An 11,083-nucleotide genomic window follows, 5' to 3' on the forward strand; every position below is an offset into this window, starting at 1 on the left:
ATATTGGCGTCTACCTGATGGACTACTACAACCGGCAGCGCCCTCATACCTTCAATGGCGGCATGCCACCCGTGATGGCGGAAGAAAAACTTAAAATACTGTCCGGGATTAGTTGACCACTACAGAGGGATCGAGCAGAACCTCTCATCAGAAAAGGAACTGGCACGAATAAAGAAAGCCTGGCGTATCTCGCTCAGCTACACGATATGCCGTTGGGAACACTCAAGACGCGCGTGAAAAGATTCATCGACCAAGGTATCGACAGAGACAAGGCGATTCGACTCGCTCTCGAAAGCCCCATAGGCCCCCAGGGCCGCCCTCGGCAAGGATGACGGGGTTAGACAGTGAAAGAAGCCTCGTCTGAACGACGCTACGAGAGTGGAATGGCTTGCAAGTCTAAGTGGTTAAATTTACTATCAAAACCACTGCGGGTGTAGCTCAATGGTAGAGCAGAAGCTTCCCAAGCTTAAGACGAGGGTTCGATTCCCTTCACCCGCTCCATTACGGCCCGTTAGCGTGTGCCGACTTTGTTATTTACGCTCCTTCCCCTTCGTGTCGGTCCGACATCTTTTTGCCACCTCCAAGTCATTGTCCATAAAAGTCTCCATATCTTGACGAGTGGCGCGGCCAATCCTTCGTAGTCAGGATAATGTGCACGTAAGGCGCGCATCGGCTGTTGATCCGCTACGCTGATAGGGCAATCCAGAAAAGGAGATATCCAATGGCTCAGCGCCCCACCAAGTGTCCGAAATGCGGTCAGGAGAGTCTGGAGGTAGCAACGGGCGATACGCAGGGCGATGAAGTGCACTGTGCGTCCTGTGGTGCAGTCATCGGCGAGAGATCGGATTTCACCAGCGATATGCAAAAACGTGAGGACAAGTTCGTCAAGCAAGAGATCGCGGACAAGTTCGACCAGACGCTTCCCGGTGACGATGCCAAGGATAGCCATTGATACCCGGTCGATGACGTCGAGAAAGACACCCTTCACCAGAGAGGCGTCTTTCAGTCCGCATGGCCCAAATCGCATTGATCGGAAAAGAGAAAGCCCGACCGTCGATGGGCCGGGCTTTCAATCAGCATGTGCCTAACCTGCTGGAGGCTGCGGTCGATTCCGAACCGCTTCCTTGGCACCGTATTCCCTGACGGAATTTCCTGTCGCTATCCATGCTTAAAACCGCTCACAAGCATCACTTGTGAATCGCTACGCAGTTCATTTACTGAACATCTCAAAGAATGATGTCGACTTCATGTCTTGAGTCCATGATGCTCACTCACACCGGCATTATGGAACGGAGTCAAATTGGATCCTCTTCTATTAGGCTATTAAATCATCTCCAGCGAAGCGGAATCTGTTCGGCCAATGTCAGGCGAACGATCTTGCCAGAAAGTAAAACACCCAGAGAAAGAGTCGGCCGACTAGTGCACGTTACCGCCTCAGCTTGCGCCAACTGTCGTACTTTCAAAGCCAACCTGGATTAACTAAAAAGCGACTATTTGGTAGCATTTTGTAAATGCAACCACTCTGCCTCGATGACAGATCAGCAACCGGGACAACTAGTGATATGAATGATTGATTGCCTAGATAGAAAGGCTTACTCAGGGCAAAAAAATCCCCGACCGAAATCGGGGAACCAAGGATCTACAACGAACGGTAAGATTAATACTTGAAAGGGATGGCCGGTAGGTCATTCGATCCTATTTTTTTGTAAGAGATCGCCTATTTTGACATCCCACATTGAACTAAAGAACAATTAATTAGACTACTATTCATATAATTGACCAGTCCAAAGGTTCTCTTTCGTACTTGCCAAGGCTTGCCTGAAAAGTCGTCGAGAGCAAGTTAGACACAGCAAAAATCGACGAAAACGGACCAGGCCAGCGTATCGATTTTCAGTGACAGCGAGGCCTTTGATCCGGTTTTTAACGCCATATGGCCGAACACAGGTAGTTTTCAGACCAAGCTAGACGACATCCCGCACCCGCTCCCAGGCGTGCTCGAGATGGGCACTCAAGGCGCCGACCAGCGCTGACGTATCGTGTCGTTCCAGTGCCTGAATCATCGATTCATGCTCCGCTACCGCCGCCGCCCACTTCTCCTTCCCTTCATGCCCAATGAAGCGCACGCGCTTCAGCTTCGACTGCAATGACGCATGAACCTGAATCAGCGACTCGTTGTGGCTCAGCGCCACAATGGCGGAATGAATGCGCTGATTGGTCTTGTAGTAATCGAGGCGATTGCCGTCTCGGTAGTACTCCAGCATCTCATCGTGCAGCCGTCGCACTTCCGATATCTCCTCGTCGCTCCCCTGCTCGCAGGCCAGGCGTCCTGCCAGCTCTTCGAGCGTACGAATCAGCACCAGCATGTCCTGAATGTCCTTGGCCGAGAACTGGCGGACCGACGCACCGCGCTGCGGCGTCAGGTCGACCAGGCCTTCGCTCGCCAGAAAGCGCAGGGCTTCCCGAAGCGGCGTGCGCGAGACACCCAGACGCTCGCAGAGTGGACCTTCGTAGATACGCTTACCCGGCTCGAGTTCGCCTTCGATGATCATGTCTCGAAGGTGGCTGGTGATCGCATCATGAAGTGAATGCCGGGCAATGGCAGAGCGCGACGATGACGGCGCGGACATGGCTGTCTTGTTCATGAATAGGGGCCGGTGGTTTGAAAGTAATGCATTGGATTTATCGATTCAGCCTCAGCACGCTCAAGGATACTCGTCTTGGTGAATGTCTGGGTGACTGTCTTGGTGACTGTCTGGGTGAATCATCTGAAGCCATCATACTGCGCCTCGATCGGTCCCTGCCTCAATACCAACGTATAATGTATACATTTCGCTTTTGAGCGCAATCTCCTTCTCAAAGCGGGTGCTTCACCACGAAGTGCCGCCCCGAACGACGAGGAGATACCATGGCTCTTTCCCCATCGCGTCACGACGTATCCGAGCGACCGATCATCGCCCTGGCCATGGGCGACCCTGCCGGCATCAGCGCCGAGCTGGCAGCCAAACTGGCCGCGGACGACGCCGTCAACCACGCCGCAAGACTGATCATCATCGGTGATCGTCGGATCTTCGATGAAGGCGCCCGCGTCGCCGGCGTCGCGCCAACGCTTCAGGCGGCCCATGACGGCGACGCATTTTCGAATCTCGAATCACCGGCGTTTTTGGATCTAGGCCATCTGGCGCTGGAAGACGTCGATCAAGGCAAGGCGACACCGGCCGGCGGGGAGTTCGCTTCGACCAATTTTCGCAAAGCCCTGGCACTGGCCCATGGCGGCCAGGTGGATGCCGTCTGCTTCACCCCGTTCAACAAGAAGGCGATGCGCTACGCCAACCCGGGCTACGACGACGAAATCCGCTTCGTGGCCGACGCCATCGGCTTCGAGGGCAAGGCGCGGGAATTCAACATTCTCGAATCGGTGTGGAATGCTCGCGTGACCTCCCACATTCCGTTGAAAGATGTTGCCGCGGCGCTAACGCCGGAATCGATCATCGACGAACTGGCACTGACCCACCGCTGCCTGCAGCAGGCCGGACACGATCATCCGCGCATTGCCGTTGCCGGCCTGAACCCCCACGCCGGCGACGGCGGCAGCTTCGGCATGGAAGAGATCGACATCATCGAACCGGCCATCCAGCGCGCCCGCGAACAGGGCATGGATGTCGAAGGCCCCTTCCCGGCCGATACCGTTTTCCTTCGCGCCGTGAAAGAAGGGTTTCACGCGGTGCTGACCATGTATCACGACCAGGGTCAGATCGCGATGAAGATGATGGGGTTCGATAGCGGCGTGACGATGCTCGGCGGCCTGCCCTTCGCCGTCTGCACGCCGGCTCATGGTACGGCCTACGACATCGCCGGCCGCGGCATTGCCGATCTCGGCGCCTCGCGCCAAGCCTTATTGCTGGCAGCACGCATGGCCAGCCGAGCCCGCCAGGCGGCAGCGGACTGAAGTTTCATCGTGTCCGGCGCAAACCGGCACGCTGGAAAGGTAGTGACTCATACGAGTCGATCATGGATCGCAAGCGTCTTTCACAAGAGCAATAACGCCAGAAACGACAGGAGAAACGCCATGTACCTCAAGTCTTTTTCACCGGCCATGAAGGCCCGGCCAACGGTCAAGCTCAAGCCCCTCGCCCTGTTTTTCGCCGCGCTCACCGTCTCCGGTAGCGCGCTGGCCTGGCAACCGGATCGCCCCGTCGAATTCGTGGTGACCTCCGGCGCCGGCGGCGGCACGGATACCTTCGCCCGTACGGTGCAGTCGATCATCGGCAAGCATCAGCTGATGGACAAGTCGGTCATCGTCTCCAACAAGGGCGGCGGTAGCGGTGCCGAAGGTTATGTCTATTCGGCATCGTCCAAGGATGACCCCTACAAGCTGACGTTCGGCACCAACAACGAGTATCTGCTGCCAGAAGTCGGGAAAATGCCCTATGCCGCCGACGATCTCCAGCCGGTCGCGTCCATGGCCATGGACGAATTCCTGATCTGGGTCAAAGGCGATGCGAAATACGCCAGCGCCAAGGATTTCATCGACGCCGCCAAGCAGAATCCCGGCAAGATGCAGTTCGCCGGCAGCCAGTCCAAGGACACCGATCAGACGCTGGTCAGCATGATCGAGGAAACCACCGGTACCGACTTCCGCTACGTCCCCTTCAACGGCGGCAGTCAGGCGCTGGTGCAGCTGGCCGGCGGCCATGTCGACGCCAACGTCAACAACCCCAACGAGAACCTGGGCCAGTGGCAGGCCGGCATGATCAAGCCGCTGTGCGTGTTCAGCCCGGAACAGCTGCCCAAGGGCGAACCTGTCTACGAAGGCAAGGGCTGGGGCGATATTCCCACCTGTCAGTCCCAGGGGATCGACATCAGCGAATATCGCATGCCGAGGACCGTCTGGTTGCCGGCCGGCGCCCCCAAGGAAGCGGTGACCTACTACCAGGATCTGCTGAAGAAGGTCAGCGAAACCCCGGAGTGGAAGGACTACGTCACTCGTACGGTGCAGACCAGCCAATTCCTGAGCGGCGATGAACTCAAGCAGTACATCGATGACAACGCCAGCACCGTCAAGAAAGTCTTCGAGCAGGAAGGCTGGAGCAAGTCCTGAACCGACGACGAGCGTCCTGAACCGACGACGATGCTGAGTAGTTGACGTTGCAGGGCAGCTTCGCGCTGCCCTTCTTTTCCAGAAGGAGGGAACCGCATGACCCACAATGGCATTTCCCGTTACAGCATGGAGATCGCCACCGCGCTACTGACCGGCGCCATCGGCTTGGCGATCTGCTACGGCGCCTGGCAGGTCGGCACCGGTTGGACGCCGAGCGGGCCGGACTCAGGCTACTTCCCGTTCTGGATCGGCGTACTGGTCGTCGCCGGCAGTCTCGTCAACCTGCTGCGCACGGTCATCGGCCATCGCCACAAGGACGAAGTCTTCCTGGACGCTGTCCGTCTGCGATCGCTCGCTCGTTTCACGCTGCCGATCATCGGTTTTGCCGTCGTCTCCCTGCTGCTGGGGCTCTATGTCGGCACCACGCTTTACGTTCTGTTCGCGATGCGCCTGCAGGGCCACTACGCCTGGTGGAAATCGCTCGCCAGCGGTATCGCCATCAGCGTCTGCTTCTATCTGCTGTTCGAACTCGTATTCCAGGTGCCGCTATTGAAAGGCCCGCTGGAACACGCGTTCGGCATCTATTAAGCGTCCGTCTTCCGGAGATCGCACCATGAACAATCTCTCGCTGCTGATGGACGGCTTTGCCACCATCCTCACCTGGAATCACCTCATGATCATGGTGATCGGGGTGATGCTGGGCATGCTGGTCGGCGTACTGCCGGGCCTGGGCGCGCCCAACGGGGTCTCGCTGCTGCTGCCGCTCACCTTCACCATGGATCCAGTGTCGGCCATCATCCTGTTGAGCTGCATGTACTGGGGCGCCCTGTTCGGCGGCTCCACCACCTCGATTCTGTTCAACATCCCCGGCGAGCCCTCGTCGGTGGCCACCACTTTCGACGGCTACCCGATGGCGCGCAACGGCGAAGCGACCCGCGCCCTGACGCTGGCGTTCATGTCCGCCGGTCTGGGCGCCCTCGCCGGCGTGGTGATGATCACGCTGCTCGCCAACTGGGTGGCACAGTTCGGGCTCAAGTTTTCGTCGCCGGAATACTTCGCCGTCTACTTTCTGGCGTTCTGCAGCTTTATCGGCATGAGTTCCAGCGCGCCTTCGAAGACGCTGGTCTCGATGATGCTGGGGCTGGCGTTCGCCACCGTGGGCATGGATAGCGTTTCCGGCGGCCTGCGCCTGACTTTCGGCATTCCCGATCTTGTCAAGGGCATCAGCTTCCTGGTCGCGGTCATGGGGCTTTTCGGTATCGCCGAGCTGATGGTGACGACCGAGGAGGGTTTGAGCTTCAACGGTATCAAGAGCCGGATCCGGATCAAGGATATCCTGCGCACCATGGCTGAGCTGCCACGTTACTGGGTCTCGCTGGTGCGCAGCATTCTGATCGGAATCTGGATGGGTATCACCCCCGCCGGGCCGACCGCCGCCTCGTTCATGAGCCATGGCCTCGCCAAGCGCTTTTCCCGACATCCCGAACGGTTCGGTAAAGGCGAGCCCAACGGGATCGTCTCGCCGGAAGCGGCGGACCATTCCGCCGGCACCTCTGCGCTGCTGCCGATGTTGGCACTCGGCGTTCCCGGCTCCGCCACCGCTGCGGTCATGATGGGCGGACTGATGATCTGGGGCCTCACTCCGGGGCCGATGCTGTTCATCACGCGCCCGGATTTCGTCTGGGGCCTGATCGCCAGCATGTATCTGGGTAACGTGGTCGCGGTCATTCTGGTACTGGCGACGGTGCCGCTCTACGCCTCGATCCTGCGAGTGCCCTTCGCCATCATCGGCCCGGTCATCGTCGCGGTGATCTTTACCGGGGTCTACCAGGTCGCCAACTCGACCTTCGATTTCTGGCTGCTGCTGTGCTTCGCCCTGCTCGGCTATCTGTTCAAGAAACTCGACTATCCGGTCGCGCCGCTGGTGCTGACCATGGTGCTGGGTCATCGCGCCGAGGAAGCCTTCCGCCAGTCGATGGTCATGTCCGACGGCTCGTTGACCATCTTCTGGTCCAACTCGCTGGTGACCACGATCATGGGGCTGGGTGCGCTGATGCTGGTATGGCCATTGATTTCCAAGCTGGTCGGACTACGTGGCTGGCGCCAACGGCTGCATCGCCAGAAGCCTGGGGACCACAAACCCTCCACGCCCGACTCTCGCGCCTGAATCTCGGCCCGCGTTCCATTCGAGGAAATCGTCCATGCATCTTTCCCATTATCTCGATGGCGGCGACCCGATCCGCTGCTGTGTGATCGGCGCCGGCGGGTTCGGTCGCAGCTTCGTGGTTCACGCCCGCCATCTGGCGACCGTCGACGCTCGTATCGTGCTCGATCTCGACCCCGATCTGGCGGCCAAGGCGCTGACCGACGCCGGCATCGAGCCTCGACTGATCCGCCATTGCCGAACGCCGGCAGAAGCCAGGCGCGCCTGGGACGATGGCAACTGGATCGTCGGCGACCGGCTGGAAGCCGTTATCGAACTGCCACTGGACGTGGTGATCGAAGCCACCGGCCACCCTGAGGCCGGCGCCCGCCATGCCGCCCTCGCCATCGAAGCCGGGCACCATGTCGCCCTGGTGACCAAGGAAGCCGACAGCGTGGTCGGCCCCGGCCTGGCGGCCATGGCGCGGAAGCAGGGTTGCGTGATCAGCCCGGTGGACGGCGATCAGCCGGCACTGGCAATCGGCCTGATCAGTTGGGCCGAGACGGTGGGGCTGGAGATCCTCGCCGCCGGCAAGTCGAGCGAGTACGACTTCGTGTTCGACCCGACCACGGAAACCATGACCAGTAATGGCAAGCGTATCGATGTCCATGGATTCGGAGAGCGCTGGGACCTGCCCGAGGGGCTGGACAGCCAAGGCCATCATCAGTGGCTAGCGGATCGCAGCAGAATTGCCGGGGCGCTACCCCAGCATGCGGTGCCGGATTTGTGCGAGATGTCGATCGTCGCCAACGCCACTGGCCTGCTCCCGGATCGCCCGGCGCTGCACTATCCCATCGCGCGTCTCAACGAGATCGCCGAGCTGTTCGTGCCGGTCGCCGACGGCGGGCTGTTGACGCGAACGCCGGCACTGGAGGTCTTCCACTGCCTGCGCCGCCCGGACGAATTCAGCCTCGCGGGTGGCGTATTCGTGGTCGTGCGCGGTCATGATCGCGCCAGCTGGCAGATGCTGGCCGAGAAAGGCCATCTGGTCAGTCGGCGTGGCGACAGCGCGATGCTGCCGCTTCCGCGTCACCTGCTCGGCCTCGAAGCCGCGACCACCCTGCTGGAAATGGTGCGTCGCGGCGTTCCCAGCGGCGTCGCCCAGCCAAGGCCGCACGTCGACCTGATCGCCATGGCCGAATCGGACCTGGCCGAAGGCACCACGCTCACCGCTCATGGCCACCATCACAGCATCGACCAGGTCTCTTCGGCGCTGGTGCCGGCCAGTGCGCTCGGCGACGACGCCCCGCTGCCCTACTATCTTGCTGCCAACCGAGTGTTGATGCGCTCGGCCCGCGCGGGCGAGCCCATTCGTGTGCGTGACGTCGCGATCGATCAAAGCTCATACCTGTGGAAATTGCGCCAGACTCAGGATGCCCTGTTCTTCGCCTCGGCCATGACCCCGACTCACGCCGCTACCGAGACCTCGAAATGACTTCAGATCTGACCGATTGGCCCATCGCCGCCGCCATGCTGCCTTTCTCCAACCGGCTGGCGGATAACACTCCGCTCCAGGAGGCCAGCGCCGAGCAGTGGCAGCCGCTGTTCCAGGAGATCGCCGAAGCCGGTTTCGACCACGTCGATCTCTCCGACAACTGCTTTCGCCCCGGCGACATGCAGAGCGACCAACTGGACGCGCTCGCCAGCGTGATCAAATCCGCGCGGCTCAAGCCCAGCTCGATCTCGGTGGTGCGCTCGAGCGTGATCGACGAACGCCATGGCGACGACCACCTCGCCTACAGCCACCGCTCACTGGAAGCCGCCGCCAGACTCGGCATCGGCACCGTCTCGATCGGCCTGCACCGCCCCCTGACCGAGGCCCAGCAGCGTCAGCTCTGGTTCTGGACGGTCGAAGGCCACCGCGACGATCCCGACGATCGGGCACAGTGGCAGAAGGCAGTGACCCGTATCCGCGAACTCGGCCAGCACGCCGCCGAGCTGGGTATCGTGCTGTCGCTGGAGATGTACGAAGACACCTACCTCGGCAGCGCCGATTCGGCCGTCGCCATGGTCGAGGAGATCGGGCTACCCTCGGTGGGGTTGAATCCGGACATCGGAAACCTGATCCGCCTGCACCGGCTCGTCGAGCCATGGCTCGAGGCGTTCCACAAGGTGCTGCCGTGGTCGAACTTCTGGCACGCCAAGAACTACATGCGCGACGAGGACACCGAGCGGGGCCACTATGTCGCCTTCCCGGCGCCGATGGAGAGCGGCCTGATCAATTATCGTCAGGCGATGAAACTTGCCGTCGAAGCCGGCTTTCGCGGCGTGATCTGTCTTGAGCATTACGGCGGCGACGGTCTCAGTGTCTGCGCCGCCAATCAACGCTACCTGCGCGAACGCGTCCTGCCCGCCTGTCGCCATGTCACCCCAGGCTTGAGTCAGGTAAAACAGCCCGGCCCGGGGGCTCGAACTCAGAACCAGTAGTCGCCAACGCAGCGACCATCACGGGCATGGCCTTCGAACGTATGCAGGCCATCGAATCGATCGATGGGAACTTGCGCCACCATTTCGGGCTCAGCCATCCGCAGATTGACGGCCATGCGTCGGCGCCCGGTCGGGTCGGTGTCGACGGCTCGCCAGTATCCGACGCATCCGCACCCGGCGCAGAAATGGAAAGCGATATGCCGTCCTGGACGGTAGGCTTTCGTCTCTCCCGTTACCCGGATCCCTTCTTCTTCATGGCCGTAGGCCCAAAGAACGCCATAGCGGCGGCAAACCGTACAGTTGCAGATCGTCGCTTCCGACGGTTTGCCCTCGAACTGCCAGGAGATCCCGCCGCAGTGGCAACGGCCTGTTAGCGTATTGGCGATTTCCATATCGATAGCCTCATTGCGTAGACGACGGCGCGGACATTGACGCGATACTTGGCGTCTCCGTCAACGATAGTGCGCTAACCAGCTATGCTGAAGTCTCCTTTTGGAGGGACAGGCATGAACACCAGCCAGCTCGAACACGCCATCATCGCCGTCGCCTTTCAGTGCCTGCTGTGGCCGCTCGTCGGACGCTGGGTGGGCGGTTCGCTGATCGTCGCGGTATTTCTGGGGCGCGAAATCGCTCAACACGAGTACGCCGGGGGCGGCCCCAATCACGTCGCCTATCTCTACGGGCTGTTCCACCACTGGTCGTTGGATTCCAGCCTCGATGTCCTCTCTCCCGCTGTCGCCTGCGCCTTGCTGGCGCTGATCGCACCGGGCAGTCCGTTATGGCGAAAACTGCGGAGGCATAGAACGAATCCCGTCAGTCGCAGTCAACCGTGAACAGGCTTTCAGGAGACGATCCATGGGAATACGCTTTCGCCGCATGCTGCGGCTAGCACCTGGGCTGCGAGTTCGGCTCGACAATCATGGCCCGACGCTCTCGATCGGGCCTCGCGGCGCCAATCTGAATTTCAGCCGTCGCGGCATTCATAGCCACGCAGGCATTCCCGGCTCCGGTGTCTACCATCGCCAATCACTATGGAAGCGAACATCACGAACGGGGAAGGCGGGAAAGAAAAAACGCTAGCCGGCAGGCGTAAAAAAACCCGGCCCGAAGGCCGGGCAAGTACGCAGGGGATTGTCCCCAACGCCATTATCGATCGGTTGGCGCGCTACAACAGTTTGATTTGTCTCGTCAATTTGAGGGAGGGCGGTCTCAAGTTCCAAGTGCAACACTATTGAAGGGTGCTCGGTCCGCCGACGGATTTCTTGAGCACCTCGGCGTAGACTTCCAGTGGGGTTCGCCAGTCCAACGTCTGGCGAGGCCTTGTGTTCAGTGAGTCGGCGATCTCATCGAGCTCT

11 protein-coding genes, 1 tRNA gene and 1 pseudogene are annotated in these 11,083 nt (G+C 60.2%); 10 read left to right on the forward strand and 3 right to left on the reverse strand.

Going from position 1 to position 11,083, the window contains the following annotated elements:
- The first annotated feature begins 427 nt into the window (after positions 1-427).
- Positions 428-501: transfer RNA gene (locus ACUN9V_RS19580), tRNA-Gly, on the forward strand.
- 220 nt (positions 502-721) lie between these two features.
- Positions 722-952, forward strand: coding sequence for a hypothetical protein (locus ACUN9V_RS19585; RefSeq protein WP_075561821.1), 231 nt, complete (start codon positions 722-724; stop codon positions 950-952).
- 1,009 nt (positions 953-1,961) lie between these two features.
- Here ACUN9V_RS19585 and ACUN9V_RS19590 read toward each other — a convergent pair.
- On the reverse strand, positions 1,962-2,642 hold the full coding sequence (locus ACUN9V_RS19590; protein WP_445512632.1) for a GntR family transcriptional regulator: 681 nt from the start codon (positions 2,640-2,642) through the stop codon (positions 1,962-1,964).
- A 263-nt stretch (positions 2,643-2,905) separates the two neighbouring features.
- Here ACUN9V_RS19590 and ACUN9V_RS19595 point away from each other — a divergent pair, with 263 nt between their 5' ends.
- From ACUN9V_RS19595 to ACUN9V_RS19620, 6 genes are all read left to right on the forward strand, one after another.
- On the forward strand, positions 2,906-3,946 hold the full coding sequence (locus ACUN9V_RS19595) for a 4-hydroxythreonine-4-phosphate dehydrogenase PdxA (protein ID WP_445512633.1): 1,041 nt from the start codon (positions 2,906-2,908) through the stop codon (positions 3,944-3,946).
- Between the two features lie 120 nt (positions 3,947-4,066).
- Positions 4,067-5,098, forward strand: coding sequence for a Bug family tripartite tricarboxylate transporter substrate binding protein (locus tag ACUN9V_RS19600; RefSeq protein ID WP_445512634.1), 1,032 nt, complete (start codon positions 4,067-4,069; stop codon positions 5,096-5,098).
- A 96-nt stretch (positions 5,099-5,194) separates the two neighbouring features.
- Entirely contained in the window at positions 5,195-5,686 is a 492-nt protein-coding gene (locus ACUN9V_RS19605) for a tripartite tricarboxylate transporter TctB family protein (RefSeq protein WP_075561824.1), read from the forward strand.
- A gap of 25 nt (positions 5,687-5,711) precedes the next feature.
- Positions 5,712-7,265, forward strand: a complete 1,554-nt coding sequence (locus ACUN9V_RS19610) for a tripartite tricarboxylate transporter permease (protein WP_075561825.1) — start codon at positions 5,712-5,714, stop codon at positions 7,263-7,265.
- 34 nt (positions 7,266-7,299) lie between these two features.
- The gene (locus ACUN9V_RS19615; RefSeq protein ID WP_445512635.1) at positions 7,300-8,736 is read left to right on the forward strand and encodes an NAD(P)H-dependent oxidoreductase; all 1,437 of its coding nucleotides are present in this window, start codon (positions 7,300-7,302) and stop codon (positions 8,734-8,736) included.
- Entirely contained in the window at positions 8,733-9,728 is a 996-nt protein-coding gene (locus tag ACUN9V_RS19620) for a sugar phosphate isomerase/epimerase family protein (RefSeq protein WP_445512636.1), read from the forward strand. Before ACUN9V_RS19615 ends, ACUN9V_RS19620 begins: the two co-directional genes overlap by 4 nt.
- Here ACUN9V_RS19620 and ACUN9V_RS19625 read toward each other — a convergent pair.
- On the reverse strand, positions 9,716-10,120 hold the full coding sequence (locus ACUN9V_RS19625) for a GFA family protein (RefSeq protein WP_439284394.1): 405 nt from the start codon (positions 10,118-10,120) through the stop codon (positions 9,716-9,718). The genes ACUN9V_RS19620 and ACUN9V_RS19625 overlap by 13 nt on opposite strands.
- Before the next feature lie 114 nt (positions 10,121-10,234).
- Here ACUN9V_RS19625 and ACUN9V_RS19630 point away from each other — a divergent pair, with 114 nt between their 5' ends.
- Positions 10,235-10,561, forward strand: a complete 327-nt coding sequence (locus ACUN9V_RS19630) for a hypothetical protein (RefSeq protein ID WP_445512637.1) — start codon at positions 10,235-10,237, stop codon at positions 10,559-10,561.
- Between the two features lie 43 nt (positions 10,562-10,604).
- The gene (locus tag ACUN9V_RS19635) at positions 10,605-10,808 is read left to right on the forward strand and encodes a DUF4236 domain-containing protein (protein WP_445512638.1); all 204 of its coding nucleotides are present in this window, start codon (positions 10,605-10,607) and stop codon (positions 10,806-10,808) included.
- Between the two features lie 148 nt (positions 10,809-10,956).
- On the opposite strand, the pseudogene ACUN9V_RS19640 reads toward ACUN9V_RS19635, so the two are convergent.
- Positions 10,957-11,083, reverse strand: a pseudogene (locus ACUN9V_RS19640) (IS30 family transposase); the annotation flags it as partial.

The sequence above is a fragment of the Salinicola sp. V024 genome, assembly GCF_052645315.1.

Coding starts and splice junctions, on each gene's coding strand:
- ACUN9V_RS19610 (WP_075561825.1), top strand. CDS start 5,712: ATGAACAATCTCTCGCTGCTGATGGACGGCTTTGCCACCATCCTCACC.
- ACUN9V_RS19605 (WP_075561824.1), top strand. CDS start 5,195: ATGACCCACAATGGCATTTCCCGTTACAGCATGGAGATCGCCACCGCG.
- ACUN9V_RS19615 (WP_445512635.1), top strand. CDS start 7,300: ATGCATCTTTCCCATTATCTCGATGGCGGCGACCCGATCCGCTGCTGT.
- ACUN9V_RS19630 (WP_445512637.1), top strand. CDS start 10,235: ATGAACACCAGCCAGCTCGAACACGCCATCATCGCCGTCGCCTTTCAG.
- ACUN9V_RS19635 (WP_445512638.1), top strand. CDS start 10,605: ATGCTGCGGCTAGCACCTGGGCTGCGAGTTCGGCTCGACAATCATGGC.
- ACUN9V_RS19625 (WP_439284394.1), bottom strand. CDS start 10,120: ATGGAAATCGCCAATACGCTAACAGGCCGTTGCCACTGCGGCGGGATC.
- ACUN9V_RS19590 (WP_445512632.1), bottom strand. CDS start 2,642: ATGAACAAGACAGCCATGTCCGCGCCGTCATCGTCGCGCTCTGCCATT.
- ACUN9V_RS19600 (WP_445512634.1), top strand. CDS start 4,067: ATGTACCTCAAGTCTTTTTCACCGGCCATGAAGGCCCGGCCAACGGTC.
- ACUN9V_RS19595 (WP_445512633.1), top strand. CDS start 2,906: ATGGCTCTTTCCCCATCGCGTCACGACGTATCCGAGCGACCGATCATC.
- ACUN9V_RS19585 (WP_075561821.1), top strand. CDS start 722: ATGGCTCAGCGCCCCACCAAGTGTCCGAAATGCGGTCAGGAGAGTCTG.
- ACUN9V_RS19620 (WP_445512636.1), top strand. CDS start 8,733: ATGACTTCAGATCTGACCGATTGGCCCATCGCCGCCGCCATGCTGCCT.